Raw genomic sequence first — 21170 nt, 5'->3', positions numbered from 1 at the left:
AACGTTACGCCTTTTACTCAGCGTTTCATTTTGGCGAGCCGAAGATGATCGAACCTGAACCATTCCGTATTTATCTGATGCGCCATGCTCAGGCGGCCTCGGCAGTGCCGGGCGGACGGGATTTCGACCGTGTGCTCGACGAACGCGGTTATGCACAGGCTGAGATGGTGGCCGATCGCGCGGCAGACCTCGGATATGTGCCGGATCGCCTTATCAGCTCGACGGCAGAGCGCTGCCGGCAGACTGCGGAAATCGTGCGCAGGGCGGTTCGGGAAACGCTGGAGATCACGTTCGTCGACGAACTCTATAACGGCACGCCGGATCTTTATGCGACGATAATTGCCGGGCAGCGCCCTGCCCGATCCGTCATGCTGATCGGGCACAACCCGAGCATAGACCTGTTGCTGGAAGGACTGATAGGCAAGGCAGAGCGGCGGGCCGCCATGCCGGGAGGATATCCGACGGCGGGACTTGCCGTGCTCGACTATGGCGCGCAGGCAGATTCCGGCGGTTGGACGCTGACCAACCTGCTCAGCATCTGATCCGGTCGACATTGCGGGCCGGCATCCCACGCCTATATAGGGGAAAACACTTTTTCGGGATCCCGCCTTGGCGCCTTCGCTGACCAGTTTTACCGACGACGCTCGAATTGCCCTCGACAACATCGCCGACCGCGCGTCGGGGCTCGTCAACCCGACGATACGACTCGGCGTGACCGGCCTTTCCCGCGCCGGCAAGACGGTGCTGATTTCGTCGATCGTGCAGAATTTGCTGAATGGGGGTCGTTTGCCACTGTTCGAAGCGGTTCGCTCCGGCCGGGTTTCGGGTATCCGGCTCGAAGAGCAGCCGGACGACGCCATTCCGCGGTTTCAATACGAAGATCACATCCAGGCGCTCGTTCGCGATCGCATATGGCCTGATTCGACGCGCGCCATTTCCGAATTACGGCTGACAATCGACTATCAGAGCGCCAGCGGCTGGAACCGCCTGTTTTCGCCCGGCAGGCTTTCCCTCGATATCGTCGATTATCCGGGCGAGTGGCTCCTCGATCTGCCACTTCTTGCGCAGGATTATCGCGAATTCAGCAATACCACTGCGGAGCTGGCGCAGACGGGCATCCGCAAGGAACTCGCCCAAGACTGGATGCAGCTTGCAACCACGATCGATATGGACGCGCCAGCCGACGAAATGAAGGCTCGGCGTCTTTTTGAGGTGTTTTCCGCCTATCTCAAAGCCTGCAAGTCCGACGAGCGGTCGCTATCGACGCTGCCTCCGGGGCGTTTCCTGATGCCCGGAGATCTCGAAGGCTCGCCGGCGCTGACATTCGCGCCGTTGCCCGGCATTGCCGAGACATCTGCGATAAAGGGTTCATTGCGGGCAATGATGGAGCGCCGCTTCGAGGCTTACAAGACCGTGGTCGTGAAACCTTTCTTCCGGCATCACTTTGCGCGGCTAGACCGGCAGATCGTGCTCGTCGATGCGCTTCAGGCGATCAATCGCGGTCCGGAAGCGCTTGAGGATCTCGAACGGGCGCTTGGCGATGTTCTCGGCTGTTTCCGCCCGGGACATAACAGCTTCTTCTCATCGTTCGTCACACGCCGGATCGACAAGGTTCTGATCGCTGCCACCAAGGCAGACCATTTGCACCACGAGAGCCATGACCGGCTTGAGCGGCTGACCGGTCGCCTGGTGGACCGCGCCATTCAGCGCATCGGTTTGTCGGGTGCCGGTTTCGAGGTTATGGCGATTGCCTCGGTGCGCGCCACACGCGAAGCCAGTATCAAGGAAGGCAATCACATGCTTCCGGTGATCGTCGGCACGCCGATGGCGGGCGAAACGATCAATGGCGAGCGATTTGACGGCACGAAGACGACGGCGATTTTTCCCGGCGACCTGCCGGCAGATCCGACTCATATGTTTAACACGCTTGATAGCGACAGCCCTGATCTGCCGGACATCAACTTTGTCCGTTTCCGGCCTCCAGCGCTGGAGGGGCGTCCGGGCAGCCTCAATCTCGCAGTGCCGCATATCCGGCTCGACCGTGCCCTGCAGTTCCTGCTCGGAGACCGCCTCGCATGAGACCGCCCTACACCAACGATCCGTCCCGACGCCGTCCGGCTGCATTTCAGGTGGAGGATGATGCCTCACGGGAGACCGAAACGCCTTCCTCCGTGCGCCGTCCCAAAAGTTTCAACCAGCCCGTTACCGTGGTGCCGGACGAAGACGATCCGTTTTCCGGTGCGGATCTCGATGCAGCAAGCCTTCCGGTTGCGGAACCACGCCCGCGCAGAGGTTTCTCGTTTGTCGGATTGGCTACGGCGGCACTCGGCACATTCCTGTCGCTCGCCTTCGGGCTCTGGGCGGATCAGATCGTTCGCGATCTTTTCGCGCGCGCAGATTGGCTCGGTTATGCTGCGATCACGGCGCTGGCGCTGACACTTTTCGGATTGCTGGTCGTTGTCGGGCGCGAGATCATGGGGATAGCCCGGCTCGCCGCCGTGCAGAGCCTGAAGACCGAAGCGGAAGAGGCGGCAGCGTCCGTGCCGGCCCATCCTGCGCGCAAGGTGGTGGAACGCCTGACATCTCTCCTCAGCCATCGGGCAGAGACGGCTAAGGGACGTAGTGTTCTCGAAGGCACCAAGGACGATATTATCGACGGCCCGCACCTTCTCGATCTGGCCGAGCGCGAATTGCTGACGCCGCTCGACCGTAAAGCCCGCGGCCTCATCCTGAACTCCTCGAAACGAGTCGCGGTCGTTACCGCCATCAGCCCTCGCGCGATCGTCGACCTTGCCTATGTGCTGTTCGAGGTCACCCGCCTTGTCCGCGCCATGGCGGAACTTTATGGCGCAAGGCCCGGAAAATTTGGGCTTTTGCGGCTGATCCGCGATGTCATCGCGCATCTGGCAGTCACAGGCTCCATCGCCGTCGGCGACGGTCTGGCCCAGCAGGTTCTCGGTCACGGACTTGCCTCGCGATTGTCGCGGCGGCTTGGTGAAGGCGTCATCAACGGGCTGCTCACAGCTCGTATCGGGATCGCCGCCATGGACCTGTGCAGACCGCTGCCGTTCCGTGCCTTGCCCCGGCCGGGGATCGGCGATTTCATGTCCGATATCGTTGCGGCGGGTCGCACCGACGAGAAAGATTAGCCCCCTTCCGGGACGCCCTGCGGACACCGAAAGATACGAAGCGTTAACCATTCTCGCTTAATTTCAGCCCCACTAAACATTGCCGCTGACAGCGGAACGTCCCAAGGGGAAAGCCTCATGTATTCGCGCTTCTTTTCGCTTTTCGGCGGGCTTGCCGCTTTGACTTTGGTCACCGCGGTCCCGGCATTTGCCCCGCAGGCAGAAGCGGCCTCCAGGGATCAGGTCTTTTTCCAGTCCGTTGCAGGCGCATGGAAGGGACCGGGCGAAATCGTTGCCGGCAAGTACAAGGGCACAAAGTTCAACTGCAGCCTCACGGGATCGCCATCTCCCGAAGGCGACACAGGCATCAAGCTCGACGGCACCTGCCGGGTCGGTGTATTTCAGCAGCCAATGACTGCGGTCATCACCCAGAGCGGACGTGGTTATACAGGCAAATTCCTTGATGGCGCCGAAGGCAAAGGCCTGGATATCGTTTCCGGCTCGGTCAACGGCGACAAGGTCGTGATGGGCATCAACCGCGCCAAACTCAACGGCGCAATGGTTGCAAGCCTGCGTGGTGACAACAAGATGAACATCACCATTTCGGTGAAGGTAGAAGACCAGATGGTACCCGTGATCGGCCTGTCGCTTGATCGTGATGTCGATTCGATCGCCGTAGGCGCGATCAAGGAATAATCAAGACCTCAGGCATCCAAGCCAATATTCTGCATTAATTTTGCTAAGTATATCGTTGCCTGAAAACGTATTTTCGTTTTCAGGCAAAAATGTTTATTCAACCGTGGAAATCTGCCGCCACCAGAGGCCGTCAGGTTTTGCTATGCTGATCCCGGTCGAATTCAGGCTCCCCGCCCAGCTTTCTGCCTTGCGTCCATTGATGATCATATGCGGCGCGAGGTCTGCAAGCGGCAACATCACAAAGGCGCGTTCCGTCATGCGCGGATGCGGTAATTCCAGCGCCGGCGTCTTCTCAACGCGGTCGCCATAAGTCAATATATCGATGTCCAGCGTTCTCGGCCCCCAACGCTCCGCCCTCACGCGCTTGCTTTCTCGCTCAAGGGCAAGACAGAGATCAAGCAGTTCCTCCGGCTCAAGCTCGGTGTCGATCAGCGCGCAGCAATTGAAGAAATCGGCCTGGTTCGTATTGCCCCATGGCGGGGTAAGGTAAAGCCGCGAAACAGCCAGAACCCGACAATCTTTTCGCGCATCAAGCGCCTGCAACGCGTGCGCCATGGCAGCGGCCGGATCGCCGATATTGCCGCCAAGTCCGAGTGCAGCGGTTTCCCAAGGACGATCAATTCCGATGCTCAACACGCACCTCCACATAATCCAGAATGCCGGCGATCGGTGCGCTCGGCTTTCTGATCGCCACCTCGACCCGGCGGATCATCGGCGACCATGCGACGAGGCCGAGAGCCACGTCATTGGCAAGTGTTTCGATCAGGTTACGACGGCTACCCGTCACGATGTTTTCGACCAGTTCATAGGCCAGCCCGTAGTGAACGGTCTGCTCGATATCATCGGACACGAGGGCATCCCCCGCCTCGACATCCATGACGACGTCGACGAAAAAGCGCTGACCAAGCGCCTTTTCCTGCTCGAAAACCCCATGATGCGCGTAAAAGGCACAGTTCTTGAGCGTGACCTGAAAGATCGTCATCAGTGTGCGTCTCCTGCCTGTCGAGTTGACCGTCGCGCCTCCAGAACTGCGTCAGCCATGCGCAACGCATCCAGATTTGCCGCCACATTATGAACCCTGAAGATCGACGCACCGGCCAGCCGCAGCATTGCGGTTGTTGCAGCGGTGGCGAAATCTCGCTCCGTCGCCGCGTCACGCGAGGTTATCGCGCCGACGAAACGTTTTCTCGATGTCCCGACAAGCAACGGAAAACCGAGCGAGTGGAGCTCACCGCTGCGCGCCATCAATTCATTGTCCTGTTCTCGCTTCTGAACGAAACCGAACCCGGGATCGAGCACGATTGCATCGTCTGCAATGCCAGAAACCTTCGCCCTATCCAGTGATTGGCCGAAAAACATCACCTCGTCTTCGATAATGTCTTCAAGAAGGTCGTCACGCCCACGTGCGGTATACATGATGCAGAGCCCGGCTCCGCTTTCGGAAACGACATCGGCCATCTGGCGATCGTGCCGCAAACCGTAAACATCGTTGACGATATGGGCGCCGGCAGAAATGGCGAGCCTTGCGGTCTCGGCGCGGTATGTGTCTACGGAAATCAACGTATCCGTTTCCCGCGCCAGCCTTTCGATGACCGGCAGGATGCGATCCTGCTCCTCGGCAGCTGTCACCATTGCGGCGCCCGGCCGCGTGGATTCACCACCGACGTCAAGGATGGACGCACCGTCGGAGATACACGAAAGCCCATGCCTCACAGCACTTTCGACATCGATGTAACAACCGCCATCGGAAAAACTGTCGGGCGTCACATTCAAGATCGCCATGATGTGACCGCCTGCATCAAGCGCAAGACTGCGTCCATGGGCAAGACGCCAGACGTTGTTGCACGACGATGTCACAGGTGATCCATCTTTTTGAAAGTAACGCAAATTTTCATGCCTTCGTGTTGCACTTGCGTTGGCTATGCCCCAAGCTCGTTTCAACTTCAACGTACCAGGCCAGAGAATGTTTTTGATGCGCAGAGTCCACCGGCTTTTCGGTGCAGCCTTCCTCCTCTGCGTGATCTCTATCCCGGCGCGGGCGGAACCTGTCATCTCAAAATCCTATTCCTATTTCCGCATCGGCGGCCGTACCGCCGAGGACCTCGACAAGGAACTGGAGCGCCATGGCCCGGTCACCAGGACCAGCGGACACCGGCATCCCGGCGCGACCGAGATCAAGTTCGGCGGAGAGGTGACCTATGTGGAGCGCGGCGGCCGCTGCTCCGTCGGCGGCGCCAAGGTGACGCTGCGGACCCACATCATCCTGCCGCGATGGAATAATGGCGGTAAGGCCGAGAAAGATCTGCGCTTCATCTGGGCGACCCTGTCGGCAGATATCAAGCGGCACGAAGAACGGCACGCAGAAATCGCCCGAAATTATGCCCGCATGCTGCAGAATGAGCTGCTTGCCCTGCCTGCCCGCAAAACCTGCGACGGTGTTGAGGCTCTCGTCACGGAAACCACGCGGCGCGTGCTTGCCGAACACGACAAGCAGCAAGCCCTTTTCGACCGCGTCGAAGCCAAAAATTTCGACGCTCGCATGACGAGGCTTCTGCAATACCGCATCGACCAGCGTCAGCGATAGATACGATCATAAACGAGCCGTTACCCGGCCTTGCGCCAGGCTTGCGGAGACACTGGTGAATAAAGGGTAATTTATTGCGGTGGCTTGGTGAAAGCCATTCCTGTATATTAGGCAGCAATTACCTATATATGTATCGGACAAGCATCCAACATTATTCGCTGCATGAAGCATGGCCTACTTCAACTCAATCCGAGAGCAAGGTCGTCGGTCAGCGTCCATTTTCGTGTTGTTTCAGTTTTCCGTGTTCCCTGGCGCGTAACCGAGCCGCAGGTGTCACCTCCCTCGCCTGCCGGCCTTGCGCCCACCTCGCCTCGCTCGACTCTGTGGAGCGAGGCTATTTTTTGGCGCCGCAAACTGTCTTTTTTCAGGCCTGACGCTCAGGAATATTGACGATGAGGCCGTCGAAATCAGCCTTCATCTTGATCTGACAGGAAAGACGTGAAGTCGGGCGAACATCGAAGGCAAAGTCCAGCATGTCTTCTTCCATCGGCGCTGGCGCGCCAACCTTTTCCGTCCATTCCTCGTCGACATAGACATGACAGGTGGCGCAGGCGCAGGCGCCGCCGCATTCCGCATCGATGCCGGGAACAGAATTGCGTACAGCATTCTCCATCACCGTCGAACCGTTGTCCGCGTCGATCTCGAAGCGTGTGCCGTCGAAGGCTACGATGGTCAATTTCGTCATTTTTGGAAGATCCGGGTTTTCGGGCATTGCCCTTTGGAAGCCTTGGGTAGACCCCGTCTGTGCCACCAAACTGCCGGTTCAGTCAATCTCACGGACGACGCCGGCTTTGCTGCCGGCGTCCACGTGATGCAAGGTAGTGTCAGCGGCAGAGGCCGGTGATGAAGTTTTCAGCCTCTATGACCGCCGCGTAAAGCGAGGCCAACGCCGCCGCCTCGCCGGGCTCTGCTTCCAGACGTGCGGCTGCAACCGATACACCGAAGGCGCCGACGGCATTTGCTGACCCCTTGAGCCGGTGCGCAAGCGCGGTCACCGTTGCAGCCTCGGCACTAGCGATTTCCTGTACAAGCGCGCGTGCCTGTCGTGCGAACATCTGCAGGATTTCGGCCTCTAGCGCCTTATCGCCCATCGTCTGTTTCGCCAGATGGACTAGGTCAACCGGACGATCCTTCGACGGGCATGCCGTCTTGTGATTGTCGGGAGATTCAAAAGCGATACGCGCGGCCGTTGCCATCTGCTTGGTTCCTTGCTTTATAATGATCTCAACTCCGGATTGTCCGTCGGAGCCATGGCTATCCCGTTAAATTTCGGCACAAACGCGGCGCAAATCTTCGCAAATGGTTAATTTGCATTAAAGTGCCGTGATTGCAGGGGTTTCACTCTGAGACGTGGTTTAAATCCTGTTAACAAGACGATGATGCCGGTATCATGATGACGCGTTTCGTTTGTGCGAAAAGGCTGATTGTGCCACTACAATACGGTTCAATGGCTCACTGGAACATTGCAGTGACCGATGTGGGACGGTCGGTAAGCTTTCATTATCATCCATTTGAAAGAACGGCCGTCGAATGAATTTGTAATAGGCGATCCAAAGCTCTAGGGCTGGCGATCTCCGGCATGAGTATTCCGCTCATCGATCTGCAGGCGGCAGCAAGTCGAGTGGGATGCCGGGCGTGTATGTAACGAGGCGTAACCGCATGGCGAAGAACACTAATAATGAATCCATCGATGAAACGGCATTCCAGGCATTGGAAGATGCGCTGAAGATCGACTTCAACGATGAACCGCCCCGCGATAAGCCCGCCTCGGAGGCCAGAGTGTCAGACAAGCCGCGATCCCGCCCTGCCCCGTCTCAATCAGCGTCGCCCCGCCGCGAGGCGACCGCGGAAGCACCGCGCCAATCTTCGAATGAGACGTCGCCGCGCCAACCCGCCTTTGAGCCTGCCAACGATGCCGGACGCAGGAACACGGCGTCTATTATGCGCGCGCTGGACGGCGGCTCTGTTCGTGGCGCAATCCGCAATGCTCTGATCGTCTCCGTTCTCTGGGCGGTGGCCGGTATCGGCCTTGGTCAATTAATCTATGGTGGAGCGCTGTGGGAGATCACATCGGTTGCCGGCGTTCTGGCCGCTCCGGGTCTGGTCGCGCTTGCCGTCGGCATCCTGGTCCCCATCCTCCTTTTCTTCGCTTTCGCCATTATGATGGCCCGTGCGCAGGATCTCAGGAACGCTGCCCGCTCCATGGCTGAGGTCGCCCTGCGCCTGTCCGAGCCGGAAACCATCGCATCTGAACGGATCATGAGCGTCGGCCAGGCCGTACGCCGCGAAGTCTCGGCCATGAACGAGGGCATCGAGCGTACGATCGCGCGTGCAGCCGAGCTGGAAGTGCTCGTCCACTCGGAAGTCAACGCACTCGAACGCAGCTACAGCGACAACGAGATGCGTGTTCGCGGCCTCGTTCAGGAACTGGGTTCCGAGCGCGAAGCGATCGTCAATCACGCAGAGCGCATTCGCTCCTCTATGGTCGGAGCGCACGACCAGCTCAAGGAAGAACTGGCGCTCGCGACCGAGGAAATCTCTATCCGTCTCGCGACATCCGGCGAAGCCTTCGCCTCGATGATCGATACGCGGGCCGCAGCCCTGATGGAGAAGTCGGATGCAGCCGGCGAAGCACTCGCCTCATTGCTCGCAACCAAGACCGAAAATCTGATCGACACGCTGACGACCTCAGGCATTGCGCTGTCGACCGAGTTCGATATCCGTCTGGAAATGCTCAGCTCGACCTTGTCAGACAAGGGCGATGCGATCCTGTCCAATTTCGAAACCCGCGCATCGAGCCTCGATGCCAATACCGAAAAGCTCAACGCAGCACTTGCCGACCGCACGCGACAGCTGAACGAAACCCTGATCGCCCGCACGCGGGAAATTACCGAAGGGCTGACGAACAGCGAAAAGACGATCACCGGTTCGCTCGACGGCGTGCTCACGGCCCTCAATCGTTCACTTGACGACAAGAGCAGCTCCTTCCGCCAGAGCCTGCAGTCCGCGGCAGACGATGCGGTCATGGATTTGGACCTGCGCACCGGCTTCTTCGAGGAACGCCTTCACACCACGATCGGCCACCTCAGCACCTCTTTCGACGAGGGCCTGTCGCAGTTCACCACGGCCTTTGACCAGCGTGCCGGTAGCCTCGACAGCAAGCTGATGGACAGCCTTGCACGCATTAACGAGACCGTTGCCGGTGGCCACGAGGCGATCGACGGCATCCTGTCGTCGAGCATCGAACGGATCGGCAATGCGCTGACCGACCAGCAGCTGGCGCTCGCCACGACGCTTGGAACGGGTCAGGAAGTTCTTGATTCGATGTTGGAAAGCCGCTCGAAGGAGTTTTCCGACGCACTCGCCGCACGCAGCAGCGAGATCAGCGGCGCCTTTGGCGATGCACACAACAAGATAGACATGATCATGGCAGCGCGTGGCGGGGAAATTTCCGCCAGCCTTGCCGATAGCCAGAAGCGGTTCGAAGACAGCATTTCCAGCCGCACCTCCGCGATCATCGAATCGGTCACGGAAAGCCACGAGCGCTTCGCTGGTGCTGTCGACGAAAAGGCTGGTGCATTGCAGGCGCTGATGGCGGAAACGCCGGATCGCCTTGCCTCCATTCTCGACCAGAAGAGCGAAGCGATCACGCGCGCACTGTCTGAAAGCGAATTGCGCCTGACCGACGAGATGGACAAGCGGGCGGCTGCGCTCGACACCACGCTCGCCTCCAGCCGCGATCGCATGTCGGAAATGCTCGACGACAAGTCCATGGAAATCGCAACCTCGCTGTCGCTGCACGAGGATCGCCTGACGACTACTCTGACAGACCATACGTCGAATGTCGTCAACAGCGTTGCAGATGCGGATATCCGCCTCGAACAGGCGTTTGCAAAGCGCGCCGAGGCCATCCGCGAGGCGTTTGCCGACAACCAGCTCAATCTCGACATCTCGCTGGAAAGCCGCACGTCCGAGCTTGCCAGCCTTCTACAGAGCGGCAGCGATCGTCTCGAACAGACTGTCGGCGGCGCGGCAGGCCGGATCGAAACGGCTTTGTCCGAAGGCACGGGGCGCTTCGATGCGACGATGAGCGATGGACTGCAGCGCATGGATACGTCGCTTGCCGCATCCCACGAACAGCTCACCACCTCGTTCACCGCTGCGCATGAACAGATTACATCGTCTCTTGGAAACGCCCATGAGCAGATGGCGTCTTCTCTTGGAAGCGCCCATGAGCAGATGAAGTCTTCTCTGGGCACCGCTCACGAACGGATGGCCTCATCGCTCGACGCCGGCCATGAACGGATTTCCGGAACGCTCGATACGGCTGCGCGCCAGATCGGCGATACGCTTTCTATCAGCGGCGACCAGCTTACCGATGCCGTCGGTTCCGCTCATCTGCGCATGGCGGATGTGCTCGGCCAGGCGAGCCGTGACATGTCGGACGCACTTGACTCCGGCCATGACCGCCTGCGCACGACGCTTGACGAACGTGCAGCAACGATCGCCGGCACGCTGACCGACGCCCGCGACCAGATCGACAACCTGATGATGGATCAGGCGACCTCGATCGGCACAACGATTGCCACCAGCGCCGGCATGCTCGAAATGTCGCTCGAAAGCCAGCAGGAAGCCCTGCGCGCTGCGATCGATACCGCAGGTGAAACACTGGACACCCGCCTTCGCGAGAATGTCGGCTCGATTGCCGGCCAGATCAGCGATGCGGCTCGCGAAATCAGCCAGTCTACCGACGCCTTCACATCACGCGTAGAACAGACTGTCGGCGGTGTTTCGACCGCGCTGGATAGTGCCGGAAGCCGCATCGAAGTGACCTTCGGCGGACTGGAAGACCGTATCCGCAACGAAGTCTTGAGTGTCAGCTCGATCGTCGACACGGCCGGCAGCAGCCTGGCGGATGCTCTCGGTGCCCGTACAGCCGAGCTCGAGCGTATTTCGAACGCTGCCGCTGACCGGGTCTCCGATGCAGTCAACAGCCGCGGTATCGAAATTGAACGTGCGACAGGTGAAGCAGCCGAACGCATCGCCCGCACCATCGACGAGCGCACCATCGCACTCGAACAGACAAGCACCGATGCCGCCGCCCGTATCGCCGAAACACTTGATGGTCGCACAGCCCATATCGAGGAACGTTTCGGCACCATGGACCGGGCACTGTCCTATGGTCTTGAAAACGTCGCCAAGACGATCGAAGGCAAGGCCGTAGGTTTCGCCTCCTCGCTTCGCGAAGCAGTCGTTGAAGCCGGTCAGGGCATGAATGACGAAGCCAGCCGGTCGGCAGAAACGCTGTCTCGCGCCGGCTCCGAATTCACCCAGGAACTCAGCAGTCGCAACGAGGAATTCACTCGCTCGATCGAGGAGCGCTCCAACGAAATCGTCGGACGCATCTCCGAGACGCAGAGCCGTCTCGCCGGCCAGGCTGCGACTGTCGCCCAGGCGTTCTCCGATGCCGGCAGCGCGATCGTCAACAAGGTGGCCGAAGCCGACAAGCTGGTAAAACAGCAAGTCGAGGCGATTTCGACCGCGCTCGGCGACGCCGAACAAGCGCTCGATAGCCGTGGCCAGTCTATCCGCTCGACCCTGTCGGACGCGGCAGGCGAGCTCGATGTCGCACTGGATGCCGTCGATCGCGCACTGGCCGCTCGTGGTGATGCCATCCGCACCGCGCTCGACACCCGTTCCCGCGACCTCAACTCGATGCTTGCAAGTCGTTCGGAGGAACTGTCCCGCCTGCTCGACGAGAAGGCAAAACCGATGGTGGAGGCCTATGCCGAAACCGGCAGGACCGCAGCCGAGCGCATGGAAGCGGCAGCGCAGCAGAGCGCAGAACGCCTGACCTCTGCCACGCAGCAGAGTGCCGAGTGGTTGACATCTGCGTCCCAGCAGAGCGCCGAACGTCTCGCCTCCGCTGCCAAGGAAACCAGCGCCCGTATCCGCGAAGAGAACGCCGCCCTGGTCGACGCCATCGCAGCCCGTACCAACGAGACGCTTGCGGCACTCAATCAGCGGACGGAAGCTGCCGCCCATGTTGTTCGTGGTGCCGAGCAGAGCCTGCTTGCGAATGTCGAAGGCATTATCGAGCGGCTGTCGAGCAGCAATGTCAACATAGCCTCTCTCGTCGAAACTGCAGCCGAGCAGCTGGCCGCAACGGACCAGAAGCTTGACCAGACTGCTTCGCGCTTCGCCCATTCGGCGGGTTCGGCGGCTGATCTGGTTGCAGGCTCCACCCGCCTGCTCGAAAACAACATCGACCGCCTCGTCAACATCTCCGGCCAGACGCTGAGCCAGGTCGGCGGCATTGTCGGTCGGTTCGAGGATCACTCCAAGGTTCTCGCCCAGGCTTCGGAGCTTCTTGGTGCAGCCCAGTCGAACCTCGTCAGCACGCTCGACGAACGCCAGGATGCTCTGCGCAACCTGTCCGTCGGCCTGGTAAAGCGCTCGGATGAGATCGAAGCAACGCTTCGCAACCTCACCGCGCTCGTCGACGGCGCCTTCGAACGTGCCGAGGAGCGGACAGCCCATGTCGGCGACAAGCTGCGCGAAGGCCTGCATGCCTCGTTTGTTGATATCGGTCGTCGTCTTGGCGAGACCCAGCAGCGTGCCGAGCAGACAGCGCAGGTCATGCGCGCCGCCCTTCTCGACGCAGGCGAGGAAGCCAACCGCACGATCGAAACGACACTCTCCGACGCCGAAAAGCGTGCCCGCGAACTGGCCGAGCAGATGCGCGGCAATATTTCCGGTTCGCTCACCGATGTCGAACGCCTGATGGGTGAAGCCTCGCAACGATCCGATACAGCTGCCAAGCACCTGCGTGAGACGCTGCGCCAGTCTGTCGAGGAAGCTGTCGGCCGCTTCTCCGGTGCCACCGACGAAATCCGCCGCTCGGCGCAGGATATCCGTCAGGAACTCGATGCCACCCGCTCGGAACTGAAGCGCGGTGCCTTCGACCTGCCGGAAGAAGCCAAGGAAAGCGCGGCAGCCATGCGACGCGCCGTATCCGAGCAGATCAAGGCGCTTCAGGAGATCTCCCAGCTCGTCGGCCGCTCGTCGCAGCAGCTCGAAGTCGCCGAGGCTGGTCAGCCCAAGGTATCGCTAGCACAGAGCGGGCCGACGGCTCCGATCCGGCCGCAGCAGCAGATCACTCAGCAGCCGGCTCCAGCGCCGGTCTCGGCCCCGGCAACACCGCGCAACGATGCCTATTCAGCTGGCGTGCTTCGAGGCAGCCTGCCCGCGAGCAAGCCGGCTCCGGCGGCAGCACCCGCTGCGCGTCAGGCAGACACTTCGGCCCCTGCCGGCCAGGGTGGCTGGATCAGCGACCTCCTGCGTGGCGCGTCCCGCGATGAAACCGTGGGACCGGCCCCGGCGCGTGCGCCTGCTGCCCGTCCGGCAGAACCGGCCCAGGCGCCGCGGACCGCCAATGGTGACAATCGAAACCCGCGCCACATGGTGGAATCGCTCAACTCGCTGTCCGTCGATATCGCCCGCGCTATCGATCATGATGCCTCTGTCGATCTGTGGCGTCGTTACCAGCGCGGCGAGCGCGATGTCTTCACCCGCAGACTCTACACGCTGAAGGGCCAGCAGACATTCGACGATATCAAGCGCAAGTATGATCGCGAGCCGGAATTCCGCACCGCCGTCGACCGCTACATATCGGACTTCGAAAAGCTTCTTGCAGACGTCGCCCGCACCGATCGCGACCGCACGGTTACCCAGAGCTATCTGACTTCGGATACCGGCAAGGTCTACACGATGCTGGCCCATGCTGCCGGTCGTTTCGGCTGAGCCGGAGCGTAATCGACGAGACGAACAAAAAAGGCCGCCTTATCTGGGCGGCCTTTTGTTTGATAGAGCCGGTAAGGCTTACGGCTCTTCCTGAACCGCGATAAAATCCTGATCGATCTGCAATGCCGAGATCAAATCTACAACGGTCTGCTCCGGCGATCTGCCAGCTGTATCGATGACCAGCGGCTCGGTCTCCCAGTCCTCGAAAATACGCGCCTCGGTGGAGGTCCAGCCTGGCTTGATCAGACCTGGAACATCACTCACGCGTGTCTCGACACGATGGCGATGTTCGACCTTGTCCGAACACTTGACCCAGATTTCAGAGGCCGGCACACCTTGCCGTTCCGCGACGGCCCGCCATGCCCTGCGAGTTATTGTCAGGCTGTTCACCGAATCCGCGATAACGATATGTCCGAGCGATAGATTATCCTCTGCCACACCATAGGCTACCATATATCCAGCAGGGCCGACTTCGACCCCGGCATTGCGGATATTCTGCTCGATTGTATCGACGCGCACATGAACGGCGCCAAGACGGCGCGCCAAAGCTTTTGCGAGGGTCGTCTTTCCGCTACCGGGCAAGCCAGCAAGAATAATCAGCATCGGCATCTTTCCCCAATTGTCGCGAACGATTCGGACCTGAGAAAGTTTACCGCGCCGGCTGCAAAATCACATCGATTTCAAAGCCCAGTCGACGATCTCGCCACCGACCTTCGCATAGGCCCGGTCAAGCGCTTCGATAAAGTCGCTATTCTCTGTCCCGCGAACCGGCGAGCTTCCCTTGAACACTGACTGAGCTCGGACGCTGCCATTTCTATCGTTGAGAATCTTTGCCGAAATCTCGACATTGGCAACTCGGCTGCCGCCTGTCGTAACCTCGAAAGCCCGGATATCGGTGACGACCTGATAATCAATCGCCAGCCCCTGCCCCGGTTTGCCGACGCCGCCGACTCGGCCTGAGTTTTCAAAAGCCTCGACCAGCTTCGACTGAACCAGCCGCGGCAGGCGATCACCCCAGCGGGAATTGGCAAGATACTGCACCTCGGACGGAGACACGCGGACCACGACCTGCTCGCTATCCAGCATTTTTACCGCAGTCGGTTCCGGTACGAGGATCTGCCGGTTCTTCACCGAAGGACCATCGGTTGCAGGTGTCAGCGACAGATCGAAGGTGTCGTTGTTCGCCTTTGTGCCGCAACCGCTGACCAGGACGGCCAGCAAGGGCAAGGTCAACAGCAAGGAACGATGCGGAAACTTGGATGCACTCATAAACGTCCTACCCTTGGCCTTTTGCCTTAGCGTCTCGTTCTGCCGTCATATTCCTTGACGGTCTCGCCGCCGAAGATAAGCCGTTGCGGATTCTGATCAAAATTGGTGATGGTCTGGTTGAGCGAATTCACCGTACGGCGCGTATCATCCACGAGAGCCTTCACGTCACCGAGGCCGCTAGACGAAAAACGCTGCAGGTTATCCGCAATAGGCCCCACGCGCGCATTGATGTTGTCAGCCACGGTGCGGAAGGATTCGAGCGTCTTGCGTGCCTCTGCAAACAGGCCTTGCGAGTCGTCGCTCGACACGAGGCCATCAACCTTTGCGAGGATGCCATCGACGCGGCTGGACGCGTTGTTGAGCTTGGTCGCCAGTTCGGTGAAATCGGTGATCGCCTTGTTGATGTCTTCGGAGCGGTGCGAAACATCGTCGACAACGCTGCGAGCCGAAGCCAGCGTCTGGCGGGCATCTTCCGAGGCCGCCGAGATGTTCTGGATCGCCGTACCCACCTGGCTCGGATCGACGGCCGCAAGCAGGCTGTCAGCCCGTGACAGAACCCCCTGTGCGTCGTTGCCGACCTGCGCAAAGCTCGTCGCTGCCGTCCTTACGGTCTCGACGAGCGGGCCGAAATTGTCGGACGCATTGGCGACGTTGCGCGTCACCCGCTCGGTATTGCCGACGATCTGGTTGATGCGTTCGGCATCGATTGCGCGGACCAGCTGGTCGGCCGCCTCAAGCGTCGAATTGAGCGTGCCGGACACACGATCGACGGTCGCAGACAGGGTCGAAAGGCTGTGCAAAAACTCGTCGATATTGCCGGAATTGTTGCTGAGCGCGGCCGTAAACGTCTCGACGTTGCGGATCGTTTGCGTCAATGGCCCACGCGCATCACCGACGAATCCCTGGATGTCGCCGATTGCCTGATCAGCTCGCTCAAGAATCTTGTCGGCCGTTGCCAGAAGGTTTGTCACGCTCGACTGGTCTGCGATCAGCACGGCGGGTCGCCCCGCCTCCATCGACTTCTGAAGGATGTTTTCCTCGCCCTTGGCGCCGCCGGAAAGCTCGATATAGGCAGCACCCGTCAGGCCCTGCACTTCCAGCACCGCCTTCGTAGACTGGTAGACCGGCGCATCGGCGCGCACTTCGGTAAAGGCGATCGAATAACGCGGATCGTCCGGATCGATCGTCAGGCCGCGCACAGAACCGACCGCAATACCGTTGAAACGCACCGGAGATCCGACCGAAAGACCGTTTGCAGAGCCGGGAATGCGAATCGCAAGCTCGGCCATAGGCCCGCCGCGACCGGATTGCGCCATCCAGTAGACGAAACCGAAGGCGGCCGCGATGACCAGCAGTGTGAAGAAACCCACCAGGGCGTAATTTGCTTTGGTTTCCATGGGTTGGATCACTTCCCTGCGTCTGTCGGGCCTGCGTCTGCCGGCGGCTGGTTTTCATTGGTCACGACGGTGCGCGCACGCTTGCCGCGGAAATAGGACTGGACCCACGGATCATCGAACTCGAACATATCCTGCAGCGTACCTTCCACCAATACCCGTTTCTGTCCGAGCACGGCAATACGGTCACAGACCGAAAACAGGCTGTCCAGATCGTGGGTGACCATATAGACGGTCAGGCCGAGCGCGTCGCGAAGCTTGGCGATCAGCGCGTCGAAATCAGCGGCACCAATCGGATCGAGACCCGATGTCGGTTCGTCAAGGAAGACGAGATCGGGATCGAGCGCCAGAGCGCGTGCAAGTGCTGCACGCTTGATCATGCCGCCGGAAAGCTCCGACGGATACTTGTCTGCAGCATCTGGCGGCAGACCAACCATTTCGAGCTTCACGTAGGCGAGCTCATCCATCAGCGACTGCGGAAGATCGAGATATTCCCGCATCGGCAGCTGGATGTTTTCCTTCACCGTCAGAGCAGAAAACAGTGCGCCGTGCTGGAAAAGCACACCCAGCCGGGTGTCGAGCGCCATACGCTCCTCGTCCGACGCCTCCTCGTAATTGGCGCCCAGGATTTCGATCGTGCCGGAGCGGTGCGGGAGAAGGCGCAGCACGGTGCGCATCAGCACCGACTTGCCGGTACCGGATGCTCCAACGAATCCGAGAATTTCGCCGCGATAGATATCGAGGTTGAGATTGTCGAGCACGATCTTGTCGCCGAAGCCGACGGTCAGATCCCGCACGGAAAGTACGACCCGCCGGTCGTCCTTTGCTGTCCTCTCCATGGTCTGCTGCTGGTCTGACAAATCCATGCCCCTTAGAAATCGATCGCGGAGTAGAAGATGGCAAAAAGCGCATCGATGAGAATGACGGCGAAGATGGCTTTGACGACCGATGCGGTGACATGTTGGCCAAGAGATTCAGCGCTGCCGCCGACCTTCATGCCCTCAACAGCAGCAACGATACCGATGGCCAGCGCCATGAACGGCGCCTTGATCATGCCCGACGCGATCGAGGTATGGTCGATCGCCTCATGCAGGCGAGAAAGATAAGTGTCGAAGGTAATGCCGGAATAGAGCAGCGCGACGATCGCCGCACCATAAAGAGCGGCAAAATTGGCGATGATGGTCAGCAGCGGCAGCGCGATGGTCAGCGCCACGAGACGCGGAAAAATGAGAACGCCGATCGGATTGAGGCCGATCACGGTCAACGCATCGATCTCCTCACGCATCTTCATCGAGCCGATTTCCGCCGTAATCGCACTGCCCGAGCGGCCGGCGATCATGATCGCAGTCAAAAGCACCCCGATTTCGCGAAGCTGCAGGATACCGACAAGATCGACGACGAAGATTTCCGCCCCGAAATAGCGCAGCTGGAAGGCCCCCTGCTGCGCGATTATCGCGCCGATCAGGAAAGACATCAGCACGATGATCGGCACGGCACGTACGCCCATGCGGTCGATATGGGTAACAACGGAAGCCGGAGAGACACCGGCGCCGCGACCGAATTTAAGCTGGGCGCCACGGACCGCCGAGCCGAGAATGTTCATCGCGGCGTAAAAATCGCGGCCGACTTCATAGACAAGCTTTCCGGGCGGCGTGAAAACGCGCTCGAAAAAACTGCGCTTGTCGGCGGCGGGAGCAGGCGGCGCAGGTGTTGTCTCGGGCAGCGCACCGATCAGTTCCTCGATCGTGCCATTGCCGCCGGAAAGCGATGCCTCTCGCCCCTCGCCGCTTTTCGCCGTCATCAGACGACGAATCAGCCAGGCGCCTGCAGTGTCGATTTCGGAGATGCCGGAGAGGTCGATTTCGACCTTGCCCTGTCCTCCGGACTTCTCGAACTGGTCGAGATCCTTGAGCACCGGGGCCACGGAATGATTGCGCCAATCACCCGTCAGAACATACCGTTCACCGCCATCCGGCAAGGCTTCACTATTGATTTTTGCCAGATTGGAACTCACGGGGTGCGGGTGCTCGCTTCAAATGGTCTCTGCCGCAATGCATTGATTGCGCTTCGGGAAAACGCAATATAGCCGCATCGGCCGGATTTGCCACAACAGGACGCTTAAAACCATGCCCCGTCACCTTGAAGCAACAATCGAGGCTTTCCCGATCGCAGGCACATTCACCATTTCGCGCGGGTCAAAGACCGAGGCGGATGTCATCGTCTGCACCATTTCGAAAGACGGAGTTTCCGGCCGCGGCGAATGTGTTCCCTATCGCCGTTACGGCGAGACGATGGACGGCGTGATGGCCGATATACTGGCGGTTTCAAAGGCGATCGAGGCTGGGCTGACGCGGAATGAACTGCAATCTGCGATGAAACCCGGCGCTGCCCGCAACGCCGTTGACTGTGCTTTGTGGGACCTCGAAGCGAAGCAATCCGGCCGCAGCGTCGCAGCATCGATCGGCGCAACAGGTCAGGATCCGATCGTCACCGCCTTCACATTATCGCTATCGGATGCGGCGGCGATGGGTGCGGATGCCAGGAGGAACCGCGAACGACCGCTCCTGAAGATAAAGCTCGGCACGGCGGACGACGAATCGAGGTTGCGAGCCGTGCGCGATTCGGCCCCGGATGCGCGGATCATCGTCGATGCCAATGAGGGCTGGACCGGGGATAACATAGAGCGGCATCTGACCATTGCCGCCGAGTTGGACATATCACTGATCGAGCAGCCGCTTCCCGCCGGCAAGGACGAGATGCTTTCTCGGATAAAGCGGCTCGTACCGATCTGCGCCGACGAGAGCGTCCACTCGACTGCCGATCTATCCTCCCTGCGCGACCGGTATGACGCAGTAAACATCAAACTCGACAAGACCGGCGGACTGACGGAAGCGCTGGTGATGAAGGCGGAAGCCCAACGGTTGGGGTTTCAGATCATGGTCGGCTGCATGGTTGGAACATCGCTTGCCATGGCGCCAGCCGTGCTTCTTGCGCAGGATACAAATTATGCCGATCTCGACGGGCCGCTGCTTCTTGCCCGCGACCGTCCGGGCGGGCTTCGTTATGAAGGCTCGCTCGTCTATCCTCCGCTTGCCGAACTCTGGGGCTGAGAACGGGTCGCGAGCACCAGAACGACAAGGCCCATCACGGCCAGTAGAGCCATGGCGAAATAACCATAGATTTCCAGCTGCCGGTAGATGACGCCGGCAAGCAGGGTCGAGATCGCCAGAAATGCCCCGTTATAGGCGACATAGACGCCCTGCGCCGATGCCTGCTGATCCTCCGCCACCATTTCAGACAGACGGTATTGCAGCCCCAAATGAACGCAGGCGAAGCTGAATGCGTGAAAGATCTGCAGTATCCCGTAATACCAGACATCCGAGCCGAACGGAAAGAAGACCCAGCGCAGGATCGCCATCAGGCAACCGAAACGCAGTAGCCCCAAGGGTGTCAGGCGTCTTGCAAGGCTGCCGGAGATGAAAAAGATACCGATCTCGGCAATCACGCCGATACACCAGAGAGCGGAGATCACGGCATTCGAAAAGCCCATGCCCTGCCACTGGATCGTGCTGAAACCGTAAAACATCCCGTGGCTCGACTGGATGAGCGATGCACCGATCAAGAGGAGATGGACGGAGGCGCCGAGCGGACGACGTGATGCCCGTGGAGACGCTGCGACCGTGCGCCTGCCGATCTCCTGGTCGAGCCGGGGCGCGATGAAGGCGACGGCAAATGAGGTCAGGAGGACCGCAACCAGCATGAGCGGGATCGCGATATTGCCGATGGCCGTCGAGAGACTTCCGGCGATCAGCGTCGTCACCACAAACCCGACCGATCCCCAGACCCGCATCTTTCCGTAATGAAATCCCCAGCGCTTGACGCCGGAGATCGAGATCGATTCGACGATTGGCGTATAGGGGGCAAACAACGCTGCCTGTACGGCCACGGCGGCGAGCACGACCCAGAAATCGCCGCTGACGATCAGGCCGAGGATGGAGAATATCGATGTCGCCGCGGACCATGCGAGAATATGGCGTGGATCGCGAGCACGGGCACTGAGAGAGCCCGTCCCCATGGCGACAAAAACGCGAAACACCACCTGGGCCGCGAGGATCGCGCCGATCTGCATTGCGCTGAAGTTCAGGCCATGAAGCCATACGGGCAGATAAGGCACGAGAATGCCGTTGAGCGACATCGGTGCGGCATAGGCGAGCGAGCAGCGAAGCTGAAACTGCGGCGGAGCGGCAGACGATTTTGCGGCAATATTCACGGAATCACAAACGGCGATGAAAGTCT

The 21170-nt window shown here is 59.9% G+C and carries 18 protein-coding genes; 7 read left to right on the top strand and 11 right to left on the bottom strand.

Features of this window, described 5'->3' with window-relative positions:
• The first annotated feature begins 44 nt into the window (after positions 1-44).
• The 4 genes from GGE33_RS06660 to GGE33_RS06645 all read left to right on the top strand — a co-directional run bounded on the left by GGE33_RS06660 (position 45) and on the right by GGE33_RS06645 (position 3824).
• Entirely contained in the window at positions 45-542 is a 498-nt protein-coding gene (locus tag GGE33_RS06660; RefSeq protein ID WP_148144341.1) for a SixA phosphatase family protein, read from the top strand.
• Between the two features lie 67 nt (positions 543-609).
• A complete protein-coding gene (locus GGE33_RS06655) occupies positions 610-2079 on the top strand; it encodes a YcjX family GTP-binding protein (RefSeq protein WP_183821661.1) in 1470 nt (489 codons plus the stop codon).
• Entirely contained in the window at positions 2076-3149 is a 1074-nt protein-coding gene (locus tag GGE33_RS06650; RefSeq protein WP_183821660.1) for a YcjF family protein, read from the top strand. Before GGE33_RS06655 ends, GGE33_RS06650 begins: the two co-directional genes overlap by 4 nt.
• Positions 3150-3266: 117 nt before the next feature.
• Entirely contained in the window at positions 3267-3824 is a 558-nt protein-coding gene (locus GGE33_RS06645) for a hypothetical protein (RefSeq protein ID WP_183821659.1), read from the top strand.
• 93 nt (positions 3825-3917) lie between these two features.
• On the opposite strand, the gene folK is transcribed toward GGE33_RS06645, so the two are convergent.
• From folK to folP, 3 genes are read right to left on the bottom strand one after another with little or no spacing between them, the layout of a single operon-like run.
• Complete coding sequence (gene folK / locus GGE33_RS06640) at positions 3918-4472, bottom strand: 2-amino-4-hydroxy-6-hydroxymethyldihydropteridine diphosphokinase (RefSeq protein WP_183821658.1); 555 nt, start codon at positions 4470-4472, stop codon at positions 3918-3920.
• Complete coding sequence (gene folB / locus GGE33_RS06635) at positions 4441-4800, bottom strand: dihydroneopterin aldolase (protein ID WP_183822424.1); 360 nt, start codon at positions 4798-4800, stop codon at positions 4441-4443. The genes folK and folB overlap by 32 nt, the downstream gene beginning before the upstream one ends.
• 5 nt (positions 4801-4805) lie before the next feature.
• Complete coding sequence (gene folP / locus GGE33_RS06630) at positions 4806-5606, bottom strand: dihydropteroate synthase (protein ID WP_183821657.1); 801 nt, start codon at positions 5604-5606, stop codon at positions 4806-4808.
• Positions 5607-5796: 190 nt separating this feature from the next.
• On the opposite strand from folP, the gene GGE33_RS06625 reads away from it, so the two are divergent.
• Positions 5797-6408 (top strand): DUF922 domain-containing Zn-dependent protease, encoded by a 612-nt coding sequence (locus tag GGE33_RS06625; protein ID WP_183821656.1) that lies wholly within the window; start codon positions 5797-5799, stop codon positions 6406-6408.
• Positions 6409-6772: 364 nt separating this feature from the next.
• Here GGE33_RS06625 and GGE33_RS06620 read toward each other — a convergent pair whose 3' ends face one another.
• Both GGE33_RS06620 and GGE33_RS06615 read right to left on the bottom strand, forming a co-directional pair.
• Positions 6773-7093, bottom strand: coding sequence for a 2Fe-2S iron-sulfur cluster-binding protein (locus tag GGE33_RS06620; protein ID WP_148144334.1), 321 nt, complete (start codon positions 7091-7093; stop codon positions 6773-6775).
• Between the two features lie 139 nt (positions 7094-7232).
• On the bottom strand, positions 7233-7604 hold the full coding sequence (locus GGE33_RS06615) for an Hpt domain-containing protein (protein WP_148144333.1): 372 nt from the start codon (positions 7602-7604) through the stop codon (positions 7233-7235).
• A gap of 463 nt (positions 7605-8067) precedes the next feature.
• Between GGE33_RS06615 and GGE33_RS06610 the strand changes: the two genes are divergently transcribed.
• Complete coding sequence (locus GGE33_RS06610; RefSeq protein WP_183821655.1) at positions 8068-14211, top strand: apolipoprotein A-IV repeat region-like domain-containing protein; 6144 nt, start codon at positions 8068-8070, stop codon at positions 14209-14211.
• A gap of 78 nt (positions 14212-14289) precedes the next feature.
• Here GGE33_RS06610 and GGE33_RS06605 read toward each other — a convergent pair whose 3' ends face one another.
• From GGE33_RS06605 to GGE33_RS06585, 5 genes are all read right to left on the bottom strand, one after another.
• A complete protein-coding gene (locus GGE33_RS06605; RefSeq protein WP_183821654.1) occupies positions 14290-14814 on the bottom strand; it encodes a P-loop nucleotide/nucleoside kinase family protein in 525 nt (174 codons plus the stop codon).
• 66 nt (positions 14815-14880) lie between these two features.
• Entirely contained in the window at positions 14881-15480 is a 600-nt protein-coding gene (locus GGE33_RS06600) for an ABC-type transport auxiliary lipoprotein family protein (protein ID WP_148144330.1), read from the bottom strand.
• A 26-nt stretch (positions 15481-15506) separates the two neighbouring features.
• The gene (locus tag GGE33_RS06595; RefSeq protein WP_148144329.1) at positions 15507-16877 is read right to left on the bottom strand and encodes an MlaD family protein; all 1371 of its coding nucleotides are present in this window, start codon (positions 16875-16877) and stop codon (positions 15507-15509) included.
• A gap of 8 nt (positions 16878-16885) precedes the next feature.
• A complete protein-coding gene (locus GGE33_RS06590) occupies positions 16886-17713 on the bottom strand; it encodes an ABC transporter ATP-binding protein (protein ID WP_394353613.1) in 828 nt (275 codons plus the stop codon).
• Between the two features lie 32 nt (positions 17714-17745).
• Entirely contained in the window at positions 17746-18888 is a 1143-nt protein-coding gene (locus GGE33_RS06585) for an MlaE family lipid ABC transporter permease subunit (RefSeq protein WP_183821652.1), read from the bottom strand.
• A gap of 112 nt (positions 18889-19000) precedes the next feature.
• Here GGE33_RS06585 and dgcA point away from each other — a divergent pair, with 112 nt between their 5' ends.
• Positions 19001-19984 (top strand): N-acetyl-D-Glu racemase DgcA, encoded by a 984-nt coding sequence (gene dgcA, locus GGE33_RS06580; protein ID WP_183821651.1) that lies wholly within the window; start codon positions 19001-19003, stop codon positions 19982-19984.
• Here dgcA and GGE33_RS06575 read toward each other — a convergent pair.
• The gene (locus GGE33_RS06575) at positions 19954-21144 is read right to left on the bottom strand and encodes an MFS transporter (protein WP_343062311.1); all 1191 of its coding nucleotides are present in this window, start codon (positions 21142-21144) and stop codon (positions 19954-19956) included. The two genes, dgcA and GGE33_RS06575, sit on opposite strands and share 31 nt — an antisense overlap.
• Positions 21145-21170 lie beyond the last annotated feature (26 nt).

Source organism: Aliirhizobium cellulosilyticum, from assembly GCF_014198105.1.
GTDB classification, from domain to species: Bacteria; Pseudomonadota; Alphaproteobacteria; order Rhizobiales; family Rhizobiaceae; genus Neorhizobium; species Neorhizobium cellulosilyticum.
The sequence above is the reverse complement of the archived record's forward strand: the minus strand, read 5'-3'. Positions and strand labels throughout refer to the sequence as shown.